At 75.3% G+C, this 24,233-nt stretch carries 18 protein-coding genes and 2 pseudogenes; 6 read left to right on the forward strand and 14 right to left on the reverse strand.

The annotated features are described in order from the left end of the window. Positions 1 to 31: 31 nt before the first annotated feature. On the reverse strand, positions 32 to 949 hold the full coding sequence (locus DRB89_RS39175) for an SMP-30/gluconolactonase/LRE family protein (RefSeq protein WP_112451400.1): 918 nt from the start codon (positions 947 to 949) through the stop codon (positions 32 to 34). A 126-nt stretch (positions 950 to 1,075) separates the two neighbouring features. Between DRB89_RS39175 and DRB89_RS39180 the strand changes: the two genes are divergently transcribed. Next, positions 1,076 to 1,528, forward strand: a complete 453-nt coding sequence (locus DRB89_RS39180) for an Lrp/AsnC family transcriptional regulator (protein WP_112451399.1) — start codon at positions 1,076 to 1,078, stop codon at positions 1,526 to 1,528. On the opposite strand, the gene DRB89_RS39185 is transcribed toward DRB89_RS39180, so the two are convergent. From DRB89_RS39185 to DRB89_RS39205, 3 genes are all read right to left on the reverse strand, one after another. After that, positions 1,506 to 2,174 carry an HAD family phosphatase gene (locus DRB89_RS39185; RefSeq protein WP_112451398.1) on the reverse strand — a complete coding sequence of 223 codons (669 nt, stop codon included), beginning with the start codon at positions 2,172 to 2,174 and terminating at the stop codon, positions 1,506 to 1,508. The genes DRB89_RS39180 and DRB89_RS39185 overlap by 23 nt on opposite strands. A 61-nt stretch (positions 2,175 to 2,235) precedes the next feature. Next, entirely contained in the window at positions 2,236 to 4,092 is a 1,857-nt protein-coding gene (locus DRB89_RS46460; protein WP_162688915.1) for a hypothetical protein, read from the reverse strand. Positions 4,093 to 4,124: 32 nt separating this feature from the next. Next, positions 4,125 to 7,223: a hypothetical protein gene (locus tag DRB89_RS39205; RefSeq protein ID WP_162688916.1), complete on the reverse strand. Its 3,099-nt coding sequence runs from the start codon at positions 7,221 to 7,223 to the stop codon at positions 4,125 to 4,127. Between the two features lie 20 nt (positions 7,224 to 7,243). Between DRB89_RS39205 and DRB89_RS39210 the strand changes: the two genes are divergently transcribed. Continuing rightward, positions 7,244 to 7,684 carry a MarR family transcriptional regulator gene (locus tag DRB89_RS39210; RefSeq protein ID WP_112450258.1) on the forward strand — a complete coding sequence of 147 codons (441 nt, stop codon included), beginning with the start codon at positions 7,244 to 7,246 and terminating at the stop codon, positions 7,682 to 7,684. A 76-nt stretch (positions 7,685 to 7,760) separates the two neighbouring features. Here the strand turns inward: DRB89_RS39210 and DRB89_RS39215 are convergent, their stop codons facing one another. Beyond that, positions 7,761 to 8,534, reverse strand: a complete 774-nt coding sequence (locus DRB89_RS39215) for a protein phosphatase 2C domain-containing protein (RefSeq protein ID WP_112450259.1) — start codon at positions 8,532 to 8,534, stop codon at positions 7,761 to 7,763. A 415-nt stretch (positions 8,535 to 8,949) separates the two neighbouring features. On the opposite strand from DRB89_RS39215, the gene DRB89_RS39220 reads away from it, so the two are divergent. Together DRB89_RS39220 and DRB89_RS46160 are read left to right on the forward strand one after the other, a co-directional pair. Beyond that, positions 8,950 to 11,724, forward strand: a complete 2,775-nt coding sequence (locus tag DRB89_RS39220) for a nitrate- and nitrite sensing domain-containing protein (RefSeq protein WP_112450260.1) — start codon at positions 8,950 to 8,952, stop codon at positions 11,722 to 11,724. Next, positions 11,721 to 12,227 carry a roadblock/LC7 domain-containing protein gene (locus DRB89_RS46160; RefSeq protein WP_275435588.1) on the forward strand — a complete coding sequence of 169 codons (507 nt, stop codon included), beginning with the start codon at positions 11,721 to 11,723 and terminating at the stop codon, positions 12,225 to 12,227. The genes DRB89_RS39220 and DRB89_RS46160 overlap by 4 nt, the downstream gene beginning before the upstream one ends. On the opposite strand, the pseudogene DRB89_RS39230 reads toward DRB89_RS46160, so the two are convergent. The 4 genes and pseudogenes from DRB89_RS39230 to DRB89_RS39250 form a co-directional block, all read right to left on the reverse strand. Then, positions 12,154 to 12,771, reverse strand: a pseudogene (locus tag DRB89_RS39230) (GNAT family N-acetyltransferase); the annotation flags it as partial. The gene DRB89_RS46160 and the pseudogene DRB89_RS39230 sit on opposite strands and share 74 nt — an antisense overlap. A gap of 31 nt (positions 12,772 to 12,802) precedes the next feature. Further along, positions 12,803 to 14,620, reverse strand: a complete 1,818-nt coding sequence (locus tag DRB89_RS39235) for an IucA/IucC family protein (RefSeq protein WP_112463947.1) — start codon at positions 14,618 to 14,620, stop codon at positions 12,803 to 12,805. 1,937 nt (positions 14,621 to 16,557) lie between these two features. Further along, positions 16,558 to 17,394, reverse strand: a pseudogene (locus DRB89_RS39245) (PfkB family carbohydrate kinase); the annotation flags it as partial. After that, positions 17,391 to 18,335, reverse strand: coding sequence for a pseudouridine-5'-phosphate glycosidase (locus DRB89_RS39250; RefSeq protein WP_112452011.1), 945 nt, complete (start codon positions 18,333 to 18,335; stop codon positions 17,391 to 17,393). The gene DRB89_RS39250 and the pseudogene DRB89_RS39245, both read right to left, overlap by 4 nt. 228 nt (positions 18,336 to 18,563) lie before the next feature. On the opposite strand from DRB89_RS39250, the gene DRB89_RS39255 reads away from it, so the two are divergent. Further along, the gene (locus DRB89_RS39255) at positions 18,564 to 18,941 is read left to right on the forward strand and encodes a cupin domain-containing protein (protein WP_112452012.1); all 378 of its coding nucleotides are present in this window, start codon (positions 18,564 to 18,566) and stop codon (positions 18,939 to 18,941) included. A gap of 13 nt (positions 18,942 to 18,954) precedes the next feature. Here the strand turns inward: DRB89_RS39255 and DRB89_RS39260 are convergent, their stop codons facing one another. The 3 genes from DRB89_RS39260 to DRB89_RS45490 form a co-directional block, all read right to left on the reverse strand. Further along, complete coding sequence (locus DRB89_RS39260; RefSeq protein ID WP_112454097.1) at positions 18,955 to 20,247, reverse strand: MFS transporter; 1,293 nt, start codon at positions 20,245 to 20,247, stop codon at positions 18,955 to 18,957. Between the two features lie 148 nt (positions 20,248 to 20,395). After that, positions 20,396 to 20,914: a methylated-DNA--[protein]-cysteine S-methyltransferase gene (locus DRB89_RS39265; RefSeq protein ID WP_239516599.1), complete on the reverse strand. Its 519-nt coding sequence runs from the start codon at positions 20,912 to 20,914 to the stop codon at positions 20,396 to 20,398. Beyond that, entirely contained in the window at positions 20,815 to 21,177 is a 363-nt protein-coding gene (locus tag DRB89_RS45490) for a phosphatase PAP2 family protein (RefSeq protein WP_239516600.1), read from the reverse strand. The genes DRB89_RS39265 and DRB89_RS45490 overlap by 100 nt, the downstream gene beginning before the upstream one ends. Positions 21,178 to 21,314: 137 nt before the next feature. Between DRB89_RS45490 and DRB89_RS39275 the strand changes: the two genes are divergently transcribed. Continuing rightward, the gene (locus DRB89_RS39275; RefSeq protein ID WP_112450538.1) at positions 21,315 to 22,235 is read left to right on the forward strand and encodes an NADP-dependent oxidoreductase; all 921 of its coding nucleotides are present in this window, start codon (positions 21,315 to 21,317) and stop codon (positions 22,233 to 22,235) included. 45 nt (positions 22,236 to 22,280) lie between these two features. On the opposite strand, the gene DRB89_RS39280 is transcribed toward DRB89_RS39275, so the two are convergent. Together DRB89_RS39280 and DRB89_RS39285 are read right to left on the reverse strand one after the other, a co-directional pair. Beyond that, the gene (locus DRB89_RS39280; RefSeq protein WP_112450537.1) at positions 22,281 to 22,649 is read right to left on the reverse strand and encodes a ferredoxin family protein; all 369 of its coding nucleotides are present in this window, start codon (positions 22,647 to 22,649) and stop codon (positions 22,281 to 22,283) included. Beyond that, on the reverse strand, positions 22,646 to 24,202 hold the full coding sequence (locus tag DRB89_RS39285) for an FAD-binding protein (protein ID WP_112450536.1): 1,557 nt from the start codon (positions 24,200 to 24,202) through the stop codon (positions 22,646 to 22,648). Before DRB89_RS39285 ends, DRB89_RS39280 begins: the two co-directional genes overlap by 4 nt. Positions 24,203 to 24,233: the final 31 nt, after the last annotated feature.

The raw sequence follows: 24,233 nt of genomic DNA on the forward strand, positions 1-24,233 counted from the left end.
TTCGCTAACGCCGAGGGCGTGCCCAGTTTGGTCAGGCGGGGGTCGGGGCGGCTCTGACGCCCATGACCAGTGAGTAGAGCGTGTCGTTGGCCGTGATGAAGAGACGGTTCGCCCTCGGGCCGCCGAAGCGGATGTTCGAGACCGTGTTGGGGACGAGGATGCGGCCCAGGAGGGTTCCGTCCGGGGCGTAGCAGTGCACGCCGCCGTTCATGGCCGCCGCCCAGAGGTGGCCGCGGTCGTCGAAGCGGATGTTGTCGAAGCGGCCCTCCCCGGTTCCCTCGGCGAAGACCCTGCCCTCCGAGAGGGTGCCGTCCTCGCGCACGTCGAAGACCCGGATGCGGTTGGCCCGGCTGTCGGAGACGTACAGCTCGCGCTCGTCGGCCGAGAAGACCAGGCCGTTCGGCCCGCTGAACCCGTCCGCCACGAGCCGGACCTCGGCGGTGGCCGGGTCGATCCGGTAGACGTTGGTGGCGCCGATCTCGGGCTCGCCGCGTACGCCCTCGTAGTCGCTGGTCAGCCCGAAGTCCGGGTCCGAGAACCAGACCGAGCCGTCGGACTTGACGGTCGAGTCGTTGGGGCTGTTGAGGCGCTTGCCCCGGTAGTTGTCGGCGAGCACGGTGATCGAGCCGTCGTGCTCGGTCCGGGTGACCCGGCGGTTGCCCTGCTCGCAGGTGATCAGGCGGCCCTCGCGGTCGAGGGTGTTGCCGTTGGGGTGCCCGGCGGGCGAGCGGAAGACGCTGACCGTGCCGGTGGTTTCGTCCCAGCGCAGCATCCGGTCGTTCGGGATGTCGCTCCAGATCAGCTGGCGCCAGGCGGGGATGTACAGCGGCCCCTCCGCCCAGCGGGAGCCGACGTGGATCGTCTCCAGCTGCAGATCGCCCGCGGCGCACTTCTCCGTACGGAACCTGTCGTCGAGCACTTCGTACAGCGCGGGGCGGCCCGTGGCCATGTCCGTTCTCCTTCGGTCGTCGCCCTGGGAGCGACTGCTGAACTGCATCCTGCTTGAGTTGAGTATTGCAGGATGACGTATGGTCAGCGCAAGGGAATGCCGGGAGTTGGTTTGGAGGAGGGTGTCATGGACGACGTGGACCGGAAGCTGCTGAACCTGCTGCAGGAGGATGCCGCGCAGGCGTACGCGGCCCTGGGCAAGGCGGTCGGACTCTCCGCGGGCGCGGCCCACGAACGGGTGCGCAAGCTGCGGGAGTCGGGGGTGATCCGCCGGACGACCGTCGAGGTGGATCCGGCGGCGGTCGGCGGCGGGGTGCTGGCCTTCGTCATGGTCGACTCATCGGCGTGGATGGGCGACTCCGGCGGGAGCTTCGCCGCGATCCCCGAGCTGCAGGAGGCGCACGTCATCGCGGGCAGCGCGTCGGTCCTGGTCAAGGTCAGGACCGGGACGACCGAGCAACTCCAGGACGTGCTGAGGCGGTTGTACGCGATCGAGGGCGTCAGCGGTACGCAGGCGACGGTGGCCCTGGAGACCTTCTTCGAGCGGCCGGTGTCCGTTATCTCTGCTGCTGGCTCGTGAGGAGGGCCGGGAGTTCCCGCATGGCGTGGAAGACGACCGTGCCGGGTCCGGCGAGCCACTCGGCGGGGGTCAGGCCGCCGGCGTAGCCGAAGGCCCGCATCCCCGCGGCGCGGGCCGCCTGTACGCCGGACCGGCTGTCTTCGACGACGACGCAGGCAGCCGGGTCCACGCCCATCCGCTGGGCGGCGTACAGGAAGAGGTCGGGGGCCGGCTTGCCGTGCGCGACGTCGGCGGCGGTGTGCACGCGGCCCGCGAAGCGCTCGTACAAGCCGGTGCGGCCGAGGGCGTGACGCACCTTCTCGTGGCGGCCGTTGGAGGCGACGCAGATCGGCAGTGCGAGCGCTTCGAGCGCGTCGAGCGCTTCGGTGATCCCCTCGATCGGGGTGATCTCCGCCTCGATCGCCGCCTCGTGCTGGTGGATGAGCCGCTCCCACCAGATCGCGGCCGTCTCGTCGCCGAGCCGCGCGGCGATCTGCTCGATGATCGACTGCCTGGAACGGCCGACGAAGCGTTCGATCGCCTCGTGCGGGGCGAGCGGCCAGCCGAGCTCGGCGCCGAGGGCGATCTGGAGCCGAACGAAGAGGGGTTCGCTGTCGACCAGTACGCCGTCGCAGTCGAATATCACGAGCTCAATCGGATCGGTCACCCGGACAGGGTAGGCAGGAGGCGGGGGCCTCACTCGGGGGTGGTGCCCTTCCGAGCCCTCGTCATGTGTACCTGCCGGGCCCGGCGGGCGAGTCCGCCGACGGCGAGTGAGGTGAGGATGGCGCCCCAGTCGATGACGTGGGGGAGGCCGGGGAAGAAGGCGAAGAAGGCGAGGGAGGCGGCGGCGCCGGTGAGGAAGGCGGCGATGCCGGCGCGACGGCGTTTGGCTTCCCAGGCGGGGTCGTCGGGGGGGGCACCCCCGAGCAGGCCAAGCTCCTGGACAGCAGTCCGCGGTCACGGGTGTGGCGGGTGCGGCTGGCCGACCAGCGGCTGGGGATCGTCAAGCAGATCACCGACGGCGGGGAAACGGGCGCCGACGCGAACACGCGCTTCGCGCGGGGGCTCGCCGGGCGTCGCCTGGCGGGGCGGGGCGCCGGGGCCAGGGTGAGCCCCGTACGGACGGCGAACCGCCGCAGTCCGGCGACCGCTTCGGGGTGCGCACCGTCGGAGACCGCGAGCTCGGTGTGCGTACGGGCCGCCGCGTCGAGACCGGCCAGGAGCGCGCTCAGGTCCTTCAGGCAGCCCTCGCGCACGGACTTGTCCGCCAGGCAGTCCGGTGCCAGCTCCACCCGCAGGGCCCGGGCCTGCGCGCCCCGGTCCCGTACCTCGGGCGGCGCCTCGGGGGTGGTGCCGAGCCAGAGCCCGGAGCGCACCGCCACCGCCCAGACGCCGGACGGCAGCCGCAGGGTCGCCGGCCGCGCCCCCGGGGTCCCCGCGTTCGGGGGGAACGCCCAGGCGGAGGGCCGGGGCGCGGGGCGCGAGCCGTCCTCCCCGGTGGGGGAGCAGACCAGGGCGGTCAGCAGCGCGGGCCAGGTGAACTCCCCCTCCGGGGAGAGCAGTCGCACGCGTCCGGCATCGGCATCGGGATCGGCTTCGGCCCCGGCCTCACCGCCGCCTTCACTCTCGGAGGCGGCGACGGGGAGCCCCAGGCACACCTCGATCTCGGTGCCGAGCAGGTCGCAGACCTCCTCGGCCAGGGCGACCGCCTCACGGCCGTCGGCCGGGACGAGCCGCAGGGAGCGGCGCGGCTCGGCGGGCAGACCGGCGAGGAGGGTGGCCAGGTCCTCCGCGGCGACCGGCTCCGCGCGCGGGGCACCGAGCAGCACGCTCAGCCGGTCGGGGTGCACCGCGACCGCGTAGGCGGGATCGTCGGGACGCGGCGCGGCGGTGTCCGCCGGGTACAGGGCGAGCCCGGCGGGCACGGCGCGGACCACGCACGCGCCGACCGGCCCCAGGGGGACGCGGACCAGGGCGCGCTGCCAGCGCGGGGCGGGCAGCCGGGTGCCCAACGCCTCGGGCGCCGCCCCCGGGGCGAACCGCCACCAGCCGCCGCCGGGGGTGGCGGGTTCGGTGACGTAGAGCAGGCCGCCGGGGGTGAGCACGGCCGGAGCGTCGGGAGCCTCCAGGGTCACCTCCCAGGCGTCGGCCAGGCGTTGGGCCAGCGGACCGTCCCCACCGGCGGCCGGGGCGGCCGCCCCGGACAGCACCAGCCGGACGGCGAGGGGTTCCTCCTCGCGCAGGAGGGCCAGCAGGCCGCCCAGCTCCTCGCCGAGGTTGCCGGCGGCCGCCGGCGGCACGTCCACCACGACCGCGGGCCGGCGGGCGTCGGCGGGCAGTTCCCGTACGAGGCCGCGGACCGGGGAGTCCCGTACGGCCGAGGAACGCAGCAGGTAGCGGTGGGGGAACTCGTCCCGTACGGTGCGCGGCGGTTGCGCCGGCGCCCCCGTGCCGGAGTCGGAACCCCCCACCGCCGCGCCCTGCTCCGGGCCGCTGACGCGGCGTCCGAGCCGGCGCAGCAGCCGCCCGGACATGCCGCCGCGCGGGGGCCGTTCCGCCGGTCCGTCGCCACCCTGTCGCACTGGTTCTCCCGTCCTCGCCGGCCCTGATGTGATCATGATGAGCCCCTGGGGCGGGCGCTCGAACCACCCGAGCCCCGGTTCCGGCCGGAGAGGCGGTCGAAAGCGGATTCGGAGAGGTCCGACCGGCCCCGGCCGGGGCGGGCCGGGTTCCCGGAGCCGGCGGGTCCCGGGGTGTCGCCGTCGAGGCTGAGTTCCTCCATGAGCGACAGGCCCCGCTGCACCTTGGGCTGCCGGCCGCCGCTCCCCTCCGGGCCCCCGTGCCTCCCACGCCGCTCGTCGTCGTCGGCCCGGGTGCGCTTGCCCGGCGCTCCGGACCGCTCGGGCGCCGCTGCGGGCCGGTGCGCGGCCCATCCGCCGTCACCGGCGTTCCAGCGGATGTCCAGCGGTGCGGCGCCGCCATCGCCGTAGGTGCCCGGGGACGACGGGGCGACGGTGTGCCGCATGCCGCCCGGAGTCGTCAGGTGGATGCTCCGGCCGAGGGCGTCGGCGTAGAGGCCGAGCAGCAAGCGCGCGGTGGCGTCGAGTCCGTCGGGCGTGGCGGCGTCGTGCTCCGCGTAGGTGGCCGGGGTCTGGTCGAACGGATGGACGCGACCGGTCGTCAGGCGGACGAAGAAGTCGTTGACGGGGGTGCCCTGCGCGACCAGTCGGTTGGTCAGTTCCTTCACCGCCGAGACCGACGCGTACCGCAGGTAGACGTGCCGGAACATGGGACGCAGGACTTCGTTCCAGGTCAGCGGGTCCGCGTGGAGGGTCCGTGGCGCCGTCGAGGTGCCATCGGCCGGGTCCGCGGGCCGGTTCGGGGGCTGTTGCGGCTGCGGTGACGGCTGCAAGGCCTCGCTGAGCGCGGCGAGGAAGGAGCCCTGCGGCTTGTGGAACCGGGCGGCGGCGAGCAGGTCCCGCTCGGCCAGTCGGCCCCCGACGGAGTCGGCGGCAGGCGTCGGCGGCCGGACGAGGTAGGTCCGGGCGAAGTGGCGCATGTGGCGCAGGAAGGCCGACGTGTCGTCGCTGAGCGCCAGTTGGTAGGCGTGCAGGCGCATCTGCGTCGGATCGAGACCCGCCCAGACGTGCGGGTGGCCGGGAACGGCGCGGGACACCGCGCGGCTGATCCGCTGCTTCGCGGGGTCGCCCAGGCCGGTGTCGCGCGGCGCCTCGGTCTCGGCCCGGGGCAGGCGGGGGCCCGGCTCACCGGCGGGCGGGGCGGAGCTCGACGTCAGTGACTTCCAGACGCGTCCACCGGGGTGGAACAGGGGGCGCAGCGGGTCCGCCTGCGGAGCTGTACGGGCCTGCGCCTTCTTGGACTTCGGACGGCCCGCGCCCCCGTCCAGCCCCGTGCGGACGGCCGAGAGCCGAAGGCCCGCGCGCATCTTCCTGACCTCCTCGCCACGGGCGGTGTACTCGTCCCCCTCGGCGCGGTTGAACAGCCGGTTCATGGGATTGGGGAGCCCCTCGTGGTCCTGGGGCAACGCGCCCACGAGCTTGCCCGCGAGCAGTCGGGACAGGTCGGTCTGGGTGGCGTTGTGGCGGAAACCGGTGTGGAAGGCGAGACCGCGGGTGGGCGGCACCAGGTTCTCGGCGGCGCTGCGCAGCGGAGCGATGTCCTGCTCGTAGCCGTCGGCACGGGCCGGCGTCCCCGGGGCGGGGGTGTTCCCCGTCCCGAGTTCCCGGGCGAGTTCCCAGGTGGCCAGTTCCATCAGGCCTTCGCTGAGCTCGTGGAACTCGCCCCCGCCGGTGCCGAAGCGGACCGGTTCGACCGCGTTGCTCTCCAGCAGGAGGGCGGGGCCGTCGACGAAGAGGTTCGGCTCGGGGGAGTAGGGGAGCTGGGGGGCGATGGCCGCCTGGCGGTCACGGGCACTCATGTCGCGCTGGACGGCGTGGACGAACTTCAGCACGTCCCGATGGTTGAAGTCGTTCGGCGAGGTCCGGGGCGTCGGCCGGACGGGGGGCTCCTGCGCCGTCTCCTGGTTCTGTTGGGCGGCTTGCCCCTTCTCGAAGTCGGCGAGCCGCTTCTCGTACGCCGCCGCGGCCTCGTCGTTCTTCTCCCGCACCCGCGTCGCGGTGTCCCGCAGGAGCCGGGCCTTCCCCTCCGGGGTGACGGGGGTGAAGTAGCCGCCCGACATCAGGTACGGGCGCAGCGGCGGGAGGTTCGCCGGCGGCTGGGCCGCGATCTCCTGCGGTGACAGGGGCCTGAAGTCCCGCTCGGTCGGCTCGTCGGTGAGGGGCACCGCGAACTCCGCGTTCGCGTCGCCGTGGTCGACCCCGTCCCCCTCCTCAGCCTCGTCGAAGCGCAGTTGACGGTCCAGCTGGGCGAAGACGTGGGTGCCGTCCGGTGCATGGTGGGGGTAGTCGTCGAAGTCCATGAAGGCCACGTACGGATGGCTTCCCTGGTCCATGAAGGCGTGCAGGGCCTGGCGGTTGGCATCGTTGACGAGGAGTGCGTTGCGGGCGGTTCCGTACGGGAACTTGTCGGGCCAGGGGTCCAGCGGGGTGGGAACCAGGGCCAGCGGAAGGGAGAACGAGGTCCCCGCCGCGACGGCCGTGACCGCGGCGTGGATCCGGACGGCCGCCTCCGCGCGCTTCGTGGCCTTCAGCGCCTCCGACTTCGTCCCGGACTTCTCGCCGCCGTTGACGGCGACGACCACCCCGACGCGGCCCCGGTACCGCTCGGGCAGGCCGTCCTGCACGTGGTGCAGGAACCGTTGGAGCAGCTCGGGAGAGTCAGTGAGGGTCCGGTGGCTGACCATGGCGTTGACGACGTAGGAGATCTGGCGGCCCTGGTGGACGCTCTCGCTCACCCGGTGCTGGTACTCCGCGGCGGACATCGGGCTCCGGCTGGCGTTGCGGGCCAGGGCGTCGAAGGCGGGGTTGACGTACGCGTACGGCTGGGCTTCTCCTCCGGGGCCCTCGCCGGGGGCGTACCACGGGAGGGTGGGCGCGTCGTCGAGCTCCATGGAGTCGGCCCCGGGGGCGTTGCTGGGGGTCCAGAGGGGTGTGTCGTCGGGCGCGAGGCGCTGCTGTGCGGCGGACTCGCCGGTCGGGTTCGATGCCGTGGCGCCGGGGGCTACGGGAGTGGCGTCCCGCGGCGGGGCCCCGGGCCCGCGGCGTACCCGCTGCGAAATACTGGTGCCCCACACACCACCGAAGGAGCCGGCCCGTGCACGGGAGCGAAGACCAGGAGTTCCTGGCCCTGGAGCGGGAGCTGTCGGTCTTGCTCCGGCGCGCCCGCGCGTCTTCCGGGGAGATGGCGCGCGCCCTGCACCCGGAGCTGGAACCGGCCGCGTACGGGCTCCTCGTGCGCCTGGAGGCCGCCGGGCGGCAGCGGGCGACCGAGCTCGCCGCGTACTTCGGGGTCGGCAAGGCCACCATGAGCCGGCAGCTGCGAGCCCTGGAGGACCTGGGCCTGCTGGCCCGCGAGCCGGACCCCGCGGACGGCCGGGCCTTCCTGGTCGGGCTCACGGAGGAGGGGCGGGACCGCTTCCTGCGCGTGCGGGGCGCCCGCCGCGAGCAGTACATGCGCAAGCTCGCGGACTGGGACCGCGGTGAAGTGGCGGAACTGGCCCGGCTGCTGAACCAGTTGAACACCGGCATGGAGTAGCCGAGCAGGGGAGTGGCGGGCGCGGAGCGGCCACCCCGGGCAGCCGCCGGCTCCCGGCAGCCGCCGCGCCCGCACCTCACAGCTCCGCGTACACCGCCGACGCGTCGTCGTGCCGCTTCCCGCGCCCGTGCGGGCGGCCGGGGTCCGCCTCCAGGGCCCGTACCCGCTCGATCAGCGCCTGGGCCCCCTCCTTGCGCAGGACCGCCAGGCACTGCGCCCAGTCGCCCTCTGCGAACGTCTCGGTCCACCGGCTCGCCCCGTCCGTGAGGGCCGCCACCGCCCGCACCCGCGAGCGCGGCGTGCGCCCGGTCACCGCGCGGGCCGCCACCGCCGGGTCCGCGGCGGCGGTGAAGAAGCCGCCCTCCGCGTTGCGCAGCAGGTCCGCCGAGGCCTGCGTGCGCAGCCGCTCGCGCGGGATCCGGTCCAGCCGGTCGTCGAGGACCGCGCTCACCTCGCCTCCGGGCGCCTGGAGGAGGAGTACGGAGTCCGAGAGCACCAGGTGCTCGACCCAGGACGCGTCCCACCGGACCACGACCACCGTCGCCTGCGGGGTCCGTACGTGAGAAAGGTCACAGGTGCCCCGATGGGCGTCGGCGGTGGCGCGGACGGCCTCCGCCAGGGCGAGATCGAGGGGCATGTCCCGGTGCGATCCGGACAGTTCGGTCAATCGGCCCCCGAGTCGGGCCGCGAACCACGGCACTCCGTGCGCGCATCCGACGTCGCCCGGCGGCGGGGTGACCCCGTCGAGGGCGACCAGGACCCCGCCGCCCGACGCGGGCACCGCGGCCGACACCCAGTCCTCGTTGGGGCGTTCCGGGTCGCCGGGGGCCGAAGCGAGATCGATGCGCATACGGGCATTCTGCCCGCGCGGGTCCCCGCGGCGGCGGGGCGGCCCGGCAAAAGTACGGACCAAGCGGGTGCGGGTGGGGCGGCAGACGATCCCTGCGGCCACTGGGGTGACCGCCGGTATGTGGGCGGGCATCCTGTCAAAAGCCGCATCGATCTTTCAACCACCTGTCCACGGACGCGCCCTGACACCAGGTCGCCGAGTTGGTCGCCAACTCCTCCGTGCTGTTCACTCCTTCGTGTGGCCGGGCGGGCGATGTGCGGCTCTCTCCCCAACTCACTGCGATGGTCTGAGGCGGTACGGCGGTACGACGCGGCGGTACAACCGGGGCGGGGGCGTTCACTCGTTGACCGGCCGAAACCTCGGCCACACGAGTAGACGAGCACGAGCAGCACACGTCACAGGATTGCGAGCACCGGTGCAGAAGAAGCGGCCTCGGAAGAACGGCACCGTCGCGAACGGCACCGCACCCGACGGCACCGCACCCGACCGACCGGGCTCCGAGGGCCCGGCCGCCGCGACCGCCCCCGCGCGACGCCGCGTCCGGGTGCGCAGCAGGCTGGTCGTCGGCGTCGCCGTGGCCGGGCTCGCCGTCCTCGCGGCCGGGGCGCCCGCGGTCGTCTCCGCCTCGGCGGACCTCAAGGACTCCCAGCAGCTGGTCACCCTCGCCGAGCAGAGCCGCCAGACCCTCACCCTCGCCCACCTGCTCGGCGACGAGCGCGACGCCGTCACCGAGTACGTGGCCAAGGGCCGCCCCGGCGGGCCCCAGGGCGCCCAGGCCGCGCTCCAGGAGCGCACGGCGGGCACCGACCGGCAGCTCGGCGAGGTCCGGTCCGACGCGGGCGAGGAGCTCGCCCGCGCGCTGGGCCGGGTCCGCGCCGTGCGCACCGAGGCCCTCGAAGGCAAGGGCAGCGCCCTCGCCGCCCACCAGGCCTACTCCGGCGTCATCGCCGAGGTCCTCGCACCGGGCGCCCGGCTCGTCGAACTGACCCCGCCGCGCGCCGGGGACGCCCTCGTCACCACCCGGCCGCTGGCCCCCCTCGGCCAGGCCGTGGAACAGGCCTCCGCCACCCGCGGACTGCTGCTCGCCGCGCTGGCCGTCCCCCGCGGCGAGCAGCCCCCCGGCGCCGCCGCCGTCGACGAGCTCACCGGCGCCGCCCAGCGGGCGCGCGTACGGGAGCAGGGCGCCCTCGAGGACTTCGCGCGGGCCGCGCGGCCCGACGTGCGCCAGACCCTCACCGCCACCGTCACCGGGCCCGAGGTCAAGACGGCCGACGACCACCTCAAGCGGCTCACCGACCGGCCGACCCTCTCCAGCGCCGACCGAAAGGTCGACGCCGGCACCGTCGGATCGGCCCTGACCGCCCGCGTCGACCGGATGCGCTCGGTCGAGGCCACCCTCGCCGGCCAGCGCGCCACCGCCCTCGCCGCGCTGCGGGACGACGACGTGACCGCGCTGGAGACCGTACTGGCCTTCCTCGGCGTGCTGTTCCTCGTCACCATCGGCGTCGCCACGGCCATCGCCCGCTCGCTGACCCGCCCGCTGTCGGTCCTGCGGCGCGGCGCGGCGCGGCTGGCGACGGCGGAGGGCTCGGTGGAACCGGTCCGCTTCACCGGCCGCGACGACGAGTTCGCCGAGGTCGTGCGCAACCTCAACGCGGTACGGGACCAGACGGTCTCCCTGCACACCCGGATCGCCGGGCTCGACGCCGACCGGCGCCGCATCATCGGCCGCAACGAGGCGCTCGCCACGGGCCGGGAAGCGCTGGAGGACGAGCTCTCGCAGCTGCGGGCGGGGCTGGAGGAGCACCGCCGCATCATGTCGACCACGTCCGTGTCGCTGTCCCTGCGGACCCTCGGGCTCGTCGAGCGGCAGCTCGCCGTCATCGAGGAGATGGAGTCCGAGGAACCGGATCCGGACCGGCTCTCCACCCTCTTCAAGCTCGACCACCTGGCGACGGTGATGCGCCGCCACAACGAGAACCTGCTCGTCCTCGCCGGCCAGGAGCACGGCCACGGCCAGGCCGCGGCGGTCCCGCTGGTCGACGTCATGCGGGCGGCAGTCAGCGAGATCGAGCGCTACGAGCGCGTCGAACTGGGGGCGCTGCCCTCGTACACGCAGGTCGCCGGGCACGCCGCCGACGACATCTCGCACGTGCTCGCGGAGCTGCTGGAGAACGCGACGACCTTCTCGCCGCCGGACGCCCGGGTGAAGGTGTCCGGCCGGCTGCTCGACTCCGGTGACGTGGTGCTGTCCGTCGAGGACGAGGGCATCGGGGTCACCGGCGACCGGCTGGCCGCGCTCAACGAGCGGCTCGCCACGCCCGAGGCGTACGACGAGGAGCCGGAGGCGGAACACGGCCTGGGCCTCGGCCTGTACGTGGCCGGCCGGCTCGCGGCCCGGCACGGCGTGAGCGCGGAGCTGCGCACGCTGCGGCACGGCGGTACGGAGGCGCTGGTCGTCGTACCGGCCGCGCTGCTGCCGGCCACCCCGCCGGCCTCGCCGGTGCACACCCTGGGCGCGCCGGGCGCGCCCGCGCTGCGGCTGCCCGGGATCATCGCCGAGGCCAACGAGAACGTGCTGCCCTCGCGGGTACGGGGCGCGGCCGCTCCCGCCGCCGCACCGGACCCGCAGGCTTCGGCCTGGCCGGAGCCGGGCTTCGAGCCCGAGCCGGTCCTTGAGCCGGAGCCGCGCTTCGAGCCGGAGCCTGCCCACGCTCCGGCGCCGGAGCCCGCCGCGGAGCTGCCGGCCCGGGCGGTCCCGGAGCCCGCACCGGCACCGGTGGCGTTCGCGCCCCCGCCCGGCCGGCTGCCGCCCACCGAGCAGGTGTTCCGGGTCCCGCCGCAGCAGGAGGCGCCCGCCGAGCCCACCGACGAGGAACTCACCGACAAGGGGCTCCCCAAGCGGACCCCCCGCGTGGTGGCCGCCGGCCGGGGAGGCGACGTACCCCCCGAGCCGCGCCGCGTGGACGCCGACGAACTGCGCCGGCGCCTCGGCGGGTTCTACCGGGGTGCCCAGGACGGACGGCGCGTCGTGGAGGCGGAGCTCGCCCAGGCCCCGCGCCAGGACCGGTGGCAGGGCGGACCGCAGGACGGACCGCAGGACGGACCGCACGACGGGCGACCGCAGGACCGACGGCAAGACCAGGGGCACACCGACCGGGGGGACACCGCACAGGAGGCACGCACATGACCGCGCCCAGTACGTACGGACTGAGCACCCAGGCCCGCAACCTTCAGTGGCTGCTGACCGACCTCGTCGAGGAGGTCCCCGGGGTCAACTCCGTGGCCGTCGTGTCCTCGGACGGGCTCCTGCTGCTCTCTTCCGACCCGGTCGCACCCGACACGCCCGCCCTAGGTGCTGCCACCGGCCCAGTGGGTGTCGGGGGCTGCGGAGTCGGGGGCTGCGGAGAAATTCTGCACGGGACTCCTCGGAGATCGGGAACTTTGCTGCGCGACGCAGAGTTTTCGAAGGGAGAAGTGCGGAAGCTGCACACGGAGAGCGGAAGGCGGGTGAGCGTGCGTGCGGGATCCGGGACGTGCGGGGCGGCACTCAGAGGAGATTGCGCAGCGCCCGCTCGCGGATCATCAGCGCGGCGCGCTTGTCCGGCAGTTCGATCTCTGCGGAACAGCGGAAGCCGGAGTTCAGGAAGGCTGATACGGAGGGGGTGTTGCGGATGTCCGGTTCGGCGATGACGCGCATGCAGCGTGGGTGGTTGTCGAAGACGAGGTCGGTGACGGAGCGCAGGAGCGCGGTGCCCAGACCCCGGCCGCGGTTCGTGCCGTCTCCGATGAGCAGGTGGATACCCGTGTCGTGGGGGCGCGCCGGGTAGTGCGCGGAGAGCCGGTCGAGGTCGGCCCGGTAGATCTCCCAGTAGCTCATCGGCGTGCCGTCGAGGAGGCCGAGGCACGGGATGCTGCGGCTGTCCCCGTCCAGCTGTGCCCGCACGTGGGCGGCGGTGACGGCGGCGGGGCCGGCGAGCTCCCAGTAGGCGGCCACCTCGGGTTCGTTCATCCAGCGGGTGAGCAGCTCCAGGTCGCGGTCGAGCCGCACGGGTTGCAGGCGGAAGACGCCGGCCCTCGTGGTGATGCCGCCCCAGCCCGCCGGGGAGTCGAGCAGATCCGCTTCGGCGAGCAGGGGCAGCAGCCGGGCGGTGAGTTGCGGCGGGACGGTGCGGGAGCCATCGGTGCGGGGCGCACCGATGTGGGATGCACCGGTGTGGAAGTCGGTGGAGGGCATCGGGGCTCTTCTCCGTGTCGGTACGGACGCGTCAATCGTGAAGGGGGTTGGCGATGGTGACGTAGACGGACTGGGTGTCGACGGGGCCGACCAGCTCGTCGAGGCCTCCCAGGCGGGTGAGCAGATTCGCCTTGCAGCGCAGGGTGCTCGAATCGAGCAGCCGTGCGGGAAGCGGGCCGAGGCCCGCGGCCTTGCCGAGGAAGCGGCGGAACGCGGCGAGCAGGATGCGTTCGTCGGCGAGCCGCTGGGATCCGAAGGCACCGATGAGACCGAGCACGTTGTTGATGCCGAGGTAGTAGGCGAAGCGTTCGTCGGTGACGGCGTCGGAGACGAAGGTGTCGCTGGCGCTGCCGATACCGGGGAGCCGGCGCTCGAGTTCCGCGCGGCGCGAGTCGCGGAAGTAGTAGCCCTGGTTGTCGCGATAGCGGCCGCCGACCGGCCAGCCGGCCGGGTCGAGGAGGACCAGCGTGTTCTGCTGGTGCGCTTCGAGGGCGATGCCCGCGAGGGCGTCGAAGGCGAGGACCGGCAGGACGACGTGGTCGAGATAGCGCAGGAACCACTCGGCGGAGACGGCGGACGTGGTCCGCCCGGTGGTGGCGGCGAGACGCGCGACGGTCTCGGCGAGGCGGGAGGTCATGGTGGTCCGCCCCGGCCACGGGCGGGGCGCGGTGAGTGCGGCGATGCAGAGGGCGTCGTCGTCCGGACGGAAGGGGTTGTGGCGGAGCATGACGTCGAGCCCGGGGACGGGGGTGCCGTCCAGGGCGTCGACGGCGACCCAGGCGGGGTCGCGGACGATGTCGAAGCCTGGGTGGGCCGCCTGCCACTGCTCGGCGAGGCCGGTACGGAGCAGCCGGTGCACCTCGATGCCGCGGTGGAGTTCCTTGCGGAGGTTCTCGCGGCGGGAGTTGGTGATGCGAAGGCCCAGGGAGAGCTTGAGCATCGCGGGGGCGCCGGGCCGGTGGACGGTACGGATGGAGGAGGTGGGGTACCAGGGATCGCCGTAGGGACCGAGGTCGCGCAGGAGACCCGCGTCGCGGAGCGCGGCGACCGCGGGGCGCTGGAGCAGGTCGCGGGCCTGCCAGGGGTGAAGGGGAAGGGGGGTGGCGCCGTCGGGCACCGGGAGCCCGGGCGCGAGGCGGCCCAGCAGCCGGGCGGCGGAGACGGGACGGCCCCGCTCGGTCCAGGCCGAGTCGGTGGCGAGCGCGGCGGGCGCGACCGCCACCCAGTGCAGGGGGAAGGAGCCGTGCAGTTCGGGTGAGTAGCTGCGCACTTCCGCTGCGGAGAGGCCTTCGCGGCTCTTCGGGGTCGGGTGCAGCGGGTGGCCGAGGAGGAGGGACTGTTCCGCGGTGAGGAACCGGTCCGAGGCGACGGGGGCGGGGGCGTTCGGGCGCCGGCGGCGGTCGGCGATGAACTCGGCGGTGCGGTGCACCGAGTCGGCGACCCGGCCGACGAGGTCCGCGCTGCCGAGAGCGGAGTTGCCTTCGCGGGAGATCAGCGCGGCGAGGGTGACCGCGTCCACGGCGGGGGCGTCGGCGGGGGCGCCTTCGATCCGGGCCGTGCCGAAGCGGTGCCAGCCGGCCGCGGACCAGTAGCGGACGGCGACGAGCAGGGCCGCACCGGATGCGGGGAGGGGGATGCGCAGCACGGGTCCGGCAGGCTGCCCGAGGCCGGTCTCGCGGACCCAGCACCGCAGCAGGCCTTCGACCGTCGCGGCCTCGGCGGCGACCGCGGGCTCGGGGTGGTCCAGCGGGTCGGCCGCGCCCACACGGGGTCTGACCGTGCCGTCCTTCTGTCGCGGCACGGTGCCGCAGTCCCCGCCGGGCCTGGGCCCGGCCGGCGCCCATGGCATGCCCGCGCCGGGCCTGCCGGGCAGGGCCTCGGCGGACGGCGCGGACCGGTCCTCGGGCTCCGCGAGGGCGTCCGTGTGCCCGGCGGGTCCCGGGGACGCGGTGACCTGCTCCGGCGGGGACGGCTCTCGGTGGCGCTCACCCGCCGTGTCCTCGGCCGCCGCGGACACCCTGAGGGAGCCGGGGGCCGCAGCCAGCGGTGTCCCCGTCCCCTCTGGCGCGGCCGCCTGCTCGGGCCGCTCGGGCCGCTCCGGTTGGGCCCCGACCCGGCCTGTCGGGGACAGCCCGTCCGGTCGCCCCGCGGTGGGCGCGGCCGGGCCGGCCGCGCCCGGGGCCGAGGGACAGGGACCGGCCGGCGGGGAGAGCTCAGGCCCTGGCGAGCCGGACGCGGAGGCCGCCTCGGCGATGGCAGGCGGGGCGGGACGGGACGACACCGGGTCCGGGAGGGGCCGAGCCGGTACCCCGGGGGCCGAGGTCGGCGAGACCGGCGACGGCCGGGTCCCCGCGGGGGTCGGCGGCACGGACCGGTCCGGCACCCCGGAGGCCGACGGCGGCGCGGTGGTCGTCGCTGCTGCGGGCGGCGAGAGACGGGGCTCCGGCGCGGGCACGGGCTCGGGCTCAGGGTTGGGCACACCGGAGCCGGACCCGAAGGTCGGAGTGGCCGGGGCGGTCGGTGCCTGGACGGCCTGGACATCCCGGAGGACGGCGGCGGCCGGTCGCGGGGTGGCCGAACCCACCCCGCTGGATGGAGCGTTGGAGGGGGCCGCGCCCGCCGGACCGCCCGTCGCGGCGGGCGCGGCTCCGAGGCCCGGATCCGCTGGAGCGGCGGCGTTCGGGACCGGCACGGCCGGGGCCGGGGCCGGGGCCGGGCCCGGGGCGGATGCTGACTGGGCATCGGCATCGGCCGTGGTGGGCGAAACGAGCCCGGGCACGGTCCAGGCGACCGGTGTGGTGCTCTGGGCGGTGGCCGACACGGGCTCGGCGTCCGCTGCGGCCCGGGCGCCGAAACCGGAGCCGGACGGTGAGCGGAGCGGACCGGCGGAGGCCGTCGGGGGCAGCTCGTGAGAACGGGTCGCGGCCGGCTGCGGCCCGGTGGGGGCCGTCGGAGTCGGTGCGGCCGTCTCGGAAGCGGACAGCACCCGGGAGTCGGCGGGGACGCCCGAGAGGACCGCCGACTCGGGCACCCCGGCACGCTCCGCCCACGGGACGCCCGACGCGGGGGCCGACAGCGGCACGGCGGAGTCCGGCCAGATCGACAGAAGGCCAGGCGTCGCGGCGCCTCCGGAGCCTGGGAGGAACGGTCCGCCAGGAACGGCCGGCGCGAAAGCCGCCGCCGTGGGCGAAGCCCCGCCCGGCACGCCTGGCACGGCCGGCACGGTAGTCGGCAGCGTCGGCACCGGACCGTCAGGCCCGCCGGCGTCCGACGGCAGCGGCCCGCCGGCCAGGGCAAGGTCCGGTGACATCGGCCCTCCACCGGGGGACCCGGCGGACGGCGACAGGAAGAGGAGAGGCCCGATCGGCGCAGCCGACGCAGGAGTCGGCCGGGCCGGCGGAGAGTCGGGGGCCGTACCCCCTGCGGGGGTCGACGTGGTTGGCGCCGACCCGCCCGGTGTCACCGACGCGGGGGGCGACCCGGGCTGCAGGGTCCTGGCCGTCGCCGCCGGCGCGGGGGCCGACGGAGTCGACGGGGCGCTGCCCGGTGCGCCCGGTGCGGGGGGCGGCAGGGGCCCGCCCGGAAGGGCCTGGTTGTGAGCGGGCGCGGCCGGGGTCGACGGGGTCGGCACCGACCCGCCCGGTGCCACCGACACGGGGGGCGACCCGGGCTGCAGGGTCCTGGCCGTCGCCGCCGGCGCGGGGGCCGACGGAGTCGACGGGGCGCTGCCCGGTGCGCCCGGTGCGGGGGGCGGCAGGGGCCCGCCCGGAAGGGCCTGGTTGAGCCCGCCTCCGCCAGCCTGGCCGCGAGGAACCCGCCGGTGAAGGCGTCTCCGGCGCCCGTGGAGTCCACCGCCCGCGCCGATTCGGCCGCCACCTCCGCCGTCACCCGGCCGTCCTCGGCGATCAGCGCGCCGGCCGCGCCCCGGGTCACCACCACCAGCGGCACCCGCCGGCTCAGCTCCGCCGCGGCCCGGGCCACCCCCTCCGGACCGGCCTCCTTCGCCAGTCCCGCCAGCAACAGGGCCTCGTCCTCGTTCGGCAGCAGTACGCCGGCCCCCGCGACGGCGGCCAGGAAGCGCTCCGGACCCAGCGCGGCCAGGAACCCCGCCGAGGCGGGATCCACGCTCACCGGCACCCCCCGCGCACCGGCGGCCCGCAGCGCCAGCAGGGCCAGTTCCCGGCTGGTGTCGGCGAAGAACAGGTAGCCGGACAGGTGCAGGTGCGCGGCCCCGTCCAGCAGCTCGGGCTCCCAGTCGGCGGGGGACAGGCGCAGCGCGGCCCCGCTGTCGGTCAGGAACGTGCGCTCCGCGTCCCCGTCCACCAGCGCGACCACCGTCCCGGTCGGCTCGGCGGGATCGACCACCAGCCGCGGGCGCACCCCCGCGTCGAGCAGCGCCTGCTCGTGCCACCGGGCCGATTCGGCGCCGACCCGCGCGAGGAGGCGCACCTCCGCGGTGCCGGCACGGGCCGCCCAGCAGGCCGCGTTGGCCCCGGCGCCGCCCGGCAGGGTCCGGATCCGGGCCGGGGTGTCGGTGGCCGGGGCCAGCGGCCGCGCGTGGATCGCCACCACGTCCGTCACCACGTCCCCGACCACCAGCAGGGCCCCGGGCGCGGCGGTCACGGGCGGGCCGCCCAGGCCCGCGCGATCCGGGCCCCGAGGCGCACGTTGCCCCGTACCGCCGCGAGGTTGGCCTCCAGCGAGGCGCCGCCCGTCGCACGCACCAGGAACCCCAGCAGGAACGGCGTCACCGCCTGTCCCGTGATCCCCCGTTCCCGGCACTCCGACAGCGCCTCGGCCAGGACCCGGTCGTGCAGTCGCGGATCCAACTGCTCCGCCTCCGGAACCGGATTGGCCACCAGCAGGGCCGACTTAGGCCCCCCGAGGGAGTCCTGGGCCGCCATCACCGCCGCCACCTGCTCCGGGCGGTCCACGGTCCACTCCACCGGCTCGCCGGAATCGGCCAGGTAGAACCCGGGGAAACGATCCGTCCCGAAGCCGAGCACCCCGATCCCCAGGGTCTCCAGCCGCTGGAGGGTCGCCGGCACGTCCAGGATCGACTTCACCCCCGCGCACACCACCGTGATCCGCGTCCGCGCCAGCAGCGACAGGTCCGCCGACTCGTCCTGCGACCGGGTCCACTCCCGGTGTACGCCGCCCAGCCCGCCCGTGGCGAAGACCCGCAGGCCCGCCCGCGCGGCCAGGAAGGCCGTGGCGGAGACCGTGGTGGCGCCCGTCGCCCCGGTCGCCAGGGCGGGCGCCAGATCCCGGTGGCCGAGCTTGCGCACCCCCTCGCCGCCCGCGATCCGTTCGAGGCGGGCCTTGTCGAGCCCGGCGTACGCCACCCCGTCGACGACCGCGATCGTCGCCGGGACGGCCCCTTCGGAGCGGACCAGCTCCTCCAGTTCCGCGCCCACCGCCAGATTGCGCGGCCGGGGCAGGCCGTGGGCGAGGATCGTGGACTCCAGCGCCACGACGGGCCGTCGGCGGGCGAGCGCCTCGCGCACCTCGTCCGACAGGACCGGGACCGGGGCGGTGACCTCAGATGCTGTGTGCTGTGACATGTCCCCATCCCTGGCACGGGATCAGGGGCCCCAAACGCGGTGCCGCCGCCCGGCGCGAACCTGTCCGGGTAGTGCTCCTCCCTGACCAGGTGGGACCCGCGCGGTTTCCACGACGAGCCCGCCGTCCTCGTCGCCCGGCGCCGGTCGACAGGGTGACGTGTGGGGCGGGCGCGCGCTGGACGCTCTGCTCCCCCCGGCGCGCGGGACCCCGAACTAGGCTGGCGGGCCATGAGCACCAGTGATCACAGCGACGCCCCCGCCTCCTTCGCCGTCTCCGTGGCGGACCTCCCCGACTCCGAGCTGGAAGTGGAGGACCTCGACCCCGCGCAGATCCTCTCCGGCACGCCCGTCGTGACGGGCAAGGTGCTGTGGGAGGCGCCGGACGGCTCGCAGGTGCGCGGGATCTGGCAGATCACCCCGGGCGTGGTCACCGACACCGAGGCGGACGAGCTGTTCGTGGTGGTCAGCGGCCGCGCCACCATCGAGGTGGAGGGCGGCGCGACCCTCGAGGTCGGGCCCGGCTCCGCCTGCGTCCTGCGGGAGGGCGACAAGACCGTCTGGACCGTCCACGAGACGCTCCGCAAGGCCTACCACATCAGCTACTGACCGACCGGGCCCGTCAGGCCCCGTCCGCGGCCTTCACCGGGTGGCGGCGGGCGGTGAAGAGCGCGAGCGCCGCCATCGGCAGCAGCAGGGCGGCGCCGACCGCGTTGAGCCAGCCGTAGCCCGCCTGGGACATGATCAGGCCGGAGGCGGCGCCGCCCACACCGGCGGCCGTGTTCATCGTGAGGTCGCCCAGGCCCTGTACGGCGGCACGCGCGGGCTGGGGCACGGAGTCGGTCAGCAGCGCGGAGCCGGACACCATGCCGGCGGACCAGCCGAGGCCGAGCAGGAAGAGGCCGGCGGCGCTCTGCGCGTGGTTCCCGCCGGCCGTGCCCGCGAGGAGCGCGGCGACCGACAGCAGTCCGGCGGCCAGGCCGATCACGGACAGCCGGCCGATCCGGTCCGCGAGCCAGCCCATCACCGGCGAGAAGCCGAACATGCCGGCGATGTGCCCGCTGATGACCAGCCCGACGAGCTGGAGCCCGGCTCCGTGGTGCCCCAGGTCGACCGGGGTCATCACCATGATCGAGACCATGGTGGTGTGCGACACCGCGATGGTGACCAGCGCGAGCCGGGCCCTGGGGGAGGCCTTGACGGCCGCGAACCCGGCGCGCAGCGATCGCCCGGCGGGGGTCTGCTCCTCGGGCGCGGACAGCGCCCGGGCCGTCAGCAGCGGGTCCGGGCGCAGGAGTACGCCGATCAGCGCGGCGGTGAGCAGGAAGACGGCGCCGGCCCACACGAAGGGGCCCGCCGTCTGGGGTATGGAGGTGCCGGCGAAGCTCCGGCTGGCGGGGGCGGAGAGGTTGGGGCCGAGCACCGCGCCGATGGTGGAGGCCCAGACGACCATGGAGATGGCCCGTGCCCGGCGGTCGGGCTCGGCGAGGTCCGCGGCCGCGAAGCGGGCCTGGAGGTTGGCGGAGGACGCCGCTCCGAAGGCGGCCATGCCGAGCATCAGGAGCGGGAAGCTCTTGACCGCCGCGGCGAGGACCACGAGCGCCGCGCCGGCGGCGCCGATCACGTAGGCGAGGACCAGTCCGGGGCGGCGGCCGCGCGCGGTCATCAGCGCGGCGAGCGGGAGCGAGACGACGGCGGTGCCGATCACCGCGGCGGTGGAGGCGAAGCCGGACAGCGACTCCGTGCCGCTGACCTCGGTGGCCAGCACCGGGGCCAGCGCGATGCTGATGGGGACGCCGATGCCGCCGAGGATCTGGCCGGCGATCAGCACTCCGGAGGTGCGGCGCCGCAACCGGGGCAGGTCGGCGGGGGTGACCGGCACGGCCGGCCGGTCGGTGCGGGGCGCGGTGCTCACGCGGTACACCCCTGACACGGGTGCGGAGGGGCTGCGGGCGCGGCGGGGGGAGTGGTCACCGCGGCAGTTTCGCACCCCCGGCCGGGCGGACGGAACCGGATTGCCGGGAGCGCGCGGGGGCCCGCGCGGAGCACGGCGCGGGCCCCGCTCAGAACAGCGGCCGCGGAAGTACGCCCTCCAGGGCGAGGAGCAGGCGCTTGGTCTCGACGCCGCCGCCGAATCCGCCGATGCCCCCGTCGTTCTCCACGACCCGGTGGCAGGCCACCACCAGCGGAAGCGGGTTCGAGCCCATCGCGTTGCCGACGGCCTGGGCCGCACCGGGCTGCCCGGCCCGGGCGGCCAGCTCCCCGTACCCCACGACCGCCCCGTAGGGCACGGAGCGGTCGAGCTCCAGCAGGACCTGGCGGTTGAAGCCGGAACTGAGCCGCCAGTCCAGCGGCAGCTCGAAGCGGCGCAGGGTGCCGGCGAAGTACGCGGTCAGCTGGCGCACCGGCTCGGCCAGCAGGACCTCTCCGCCCGGCGGCGGGCGCCAGGCGTCGGCTCCGAGCCGGGAGACCAGTGCGCCGATCATCTTCTCGGCCCGGTCCGGCCCGGCGTGGAACTCGACCTTGACCAGGCCTTCCGGGGTCGCGGCCAGGAGCAGGGGGCCGATGTCGCTTTCGACCACGGTCCATTCGAGGTGCGGCCCGCGGGGCCCGAGAGTGTCCACCCCTCCACGGTACGGGGCCGCGCCCACCGGCCGGGGTCCGGCCCGGACCCCCGCCCGTACAGCAGCGCGCACCCGGTGATCGGCAGGGTCGCCGGGCCGTTGAGCAGGCCGCCGGCCACGTCACTGGGGTAGTGCATGCCGCGGTACATCCGGGCCAGCCCGACGGCCGGCGGGATCAGCAGCAGGCAACCCGCCACGGCGAGGCGCCAGGGTCCGCGCATGGCCTGAGCCCCTGCCTGATTGCCTGTCGCACCCCCGCCCGACCCGCGCGGCCGGAACCGTTTCAGGAAGGGGAGATTCCGGAAAAAAGCTCATCCCCGCCGGAATACGCCCCCCGGACGGCCCGTTGGGGACGATCATGAAGGCAATCACCTACACCGCATACGGAACCCCCGACATCCTGGGGCTCGCTGACGTCCCGGAGCCCAAGGTCGCCCCCGGCGAGGTCCTCGTCCGCGTCAAGGCCGCCGGGGTGAACCCGGTCGACTGGAAGCTCGCCTCCGGATTCCTCGACTCGCTCCTCGAAGTCCGCTACCCGGTCATACCCGGCTGGGACGTCTCCGGCATCGTCGAGGCCGTCGGCCCGGACACCTTCGACTACGCCGTCGGCGACGAGGTCTACGGCTACGTCCGCAAGGAGTGGGTGGAACTCGGCACCTACGCCGAGCTGGTGGCCGCCCCCGTCCGGACCCTCGCCCGCAAGCCGCGCGCGCTGACCTTCGAGCAGGCCGCGGGCATCCCGCTGGCCGGGCTCACCGCCTACCAGTCGCTCCTGCGCGCCGGGCTCAAGGCCGGCGAGACCGTGCTCATCCACTCCGCCGCCGGCGGCACCGGCTCGCTGGGCGTGCAGATCGCCGTCGCGCTCGGCCTGCGCGTCATCGGCTCGGCGGGCGAGCACAACCACGACTACCTGCGCTCGCTGGGCGCCGAGCCGGTCCTGTACGGCGAGGGCCTCGCCGACCGGGTGCGCGCGCTGGCCCCCGAAGGCGTGGACGCGGCCCTCGACTTCTTCGGCGACGGCGTCGTCGCGACCTTCCAGTCCCTGGTCAAGGAGCGTCACAGGGTGGTGTCCATCGCCGATCCCACGGCGGCCGCCCAGGGCGCGCACGAGCTGTGGGTCCGCCCGGACACCACCGACCTGACCTTCCTGGCCAAGCTCGCGGACGAGGGCGCGCTCACCGTCAACGTGGAGCACGCCCTCCCGCTCGCCGAGGCGGCGAAGGCCTGGGAGCTCAGCGCCGCCGGGCGCACCCGCGGCAAGATCGTCCTGACGGTCTGAGCGGGGCCCACCCACGCGCGGTTCCACCCACGCGCGGCCCCGCGTTCAGGAGGTGATCGGCGGCCCCGCGCTCCCCTCCTTCGAGGGGGCGGGCCGCGGGCCCACCGCCCGCAGCGCGCCCGGGGTGCGCCCCTCGCCCCAGCCGATCTCCCGGCGGTAGCTGCCGAGCAGGCCGCGGCCGACGAGTCCGGCCTCGTCCCGGACGGCCGGGTCCTCGGGCAGCGGCCGGGTGACCGGTGACACGAACAGCGCGTCCACCGGGCAGTTGGCCTCGCACAGGAAGCAGGTCTGGCAGTCCTCCTGCCGGGCGAGCACCGGGATCCCCGCCGGCCCCCGCTCGAACACGTCGGTCGGGCAGACCTCCACGCACTTGTCACAGGCGATGCACCGCTCGGCCGAGATCAGCTCGATCATGCGACCACCCACTCCGCCGGACGCGTCCACACCCGGTCGAGTCCCCCGGTCAGGATCCGGTGGTGCTGCGCCGGGTCCTGCTCCGGGTGGTCGAGCCGGCGGGCCATGCCGCGACTCTCGGTGCGGGCCAGCGCCGCCGCGTACATCCAGCGCGCGTGGGCCGTCATGGCCGCCGCCTGCCGGGCCTTGACCAGGTCCGCGCCCTCGCCGTGCAGGGAGGTGCGCAGCTCGGCCCAGGCGGCGTCGAGCACGCGGAGCGACGCGGTGAGGACGGGGCCGCTGCGGAGGTGGTTCTTGTCGTACGGGAGCACTTCGCCCTGTACGAGTTCCACGGCCGCCCGGTGTCCGCCGGCCGGCCCGGGGCTCCCCGTCGGGCGCAGCCCCGCTCCGCCGGCCCCGGTCACCGGCCGGAAGGCGGCCCGCCCCGAAGCGAGGGAGCGGGAGTGCGCGGCCGCGCCGGTCCCCGCCCAGCTGCCCGAGGACATCGCCCAGGCGGCGTTGTGGCTGCCGCCTCCGGTGAAGCCCCCGCAGATCTCCTCGCGGGTGGCCGCGTCCCCGGCGGCGTACAGGCCGGGGACCGCGGTGGCGCAGTCGTCGCCGGTGATCCGGATCCCGCCGGTGCCGCGGACGGTGCCCTCGGCGAGCAGGGTGATCGCGAAGCGGTCGGTGAAGGGATCGATGCCGAGCCGGTCGAAGGTGAGGAAGAAGTTGGGCTGCGCGAGCCGCATCGCGGTCTGCGCGGCGGCGTCGGCCCGGTCGAGGCGGGCGAAGACCCGGCCGCCGTCGAGGAGGGAGCGGGCGATGACGGAGCGGCCACCGAGGCTGGCGGCGCCCTCCAGGACCTCGCCGTCCTCCCGGTAGAAGGTGGCGAAGGTGTAGAAGGCCGTCTTGGTGACGGAGGTGCCCTCGGGGGCGATCCCGTAGGAGTTGGAGAACTCCATGCCGGAGAGCTCGGCCCCGGCCTCGGCGGCGAACAGCGCTCCGTCCCCCGTGTTGGTGTTGGTGCCGAGCGCACCGCTGAGGAAGGCGCAGCCGCCGGTGGCCAGGACCACGGCGCCGGCCCGGACCCGGTAGGGCTCGCGGGCCTGGCGGCGGTAGCCGGCGGCGCCCGCGACGGCGCCGTCCGCGTCGGTCAGCAGCTCGGTGACCGGGCTGTGGTCCAGGACGCGGACGCCCGCGCGGCGGATCCGGACGCGCATGCGGCGCATGTACTCGGGACCCTGCAGGCCGCCCAGCAGGAGCTGCCCGTCGGGGCCGGTCGGGAAGGGGTAGCGCCCGTCGGTGGCCAGCTCGTTCATCCGGTCGTACGTCTCGTCGAGGACCCGGGACATCCAGCGCCGGTCGGCGAGGTGACCGCCGAGCCCCTCGCGGCTCGCCATGGCGGCCTCCCGGGCGGCGGGCTCCGGCGGGACGTACCAGACGCCGGTGCCGCCGGCGGCCGTCGCCCCGCTGGTGCCGCAGTAGCCCTTGTCCGCGAGGACGACCGAGGCGCCGGCCCGGGCCGCCCCGAGGGCGGCCCAGGTGGCGGCGGGCCCGCCGCCGACGACGAGCACGTCGGTGACGTGCTAGTGCTGTGGCCGGAAA

The organism is Streptomyces sp. ICC4 (assembly GCF_003287915.1).
Taxonomy (GTDB): domain Bacteria; phylum Actinomycetota; class Actinomycetes; order Streptomycetales; family Streptomycetaceae; genus Streptomyces; species Streptomyces tritrimontium.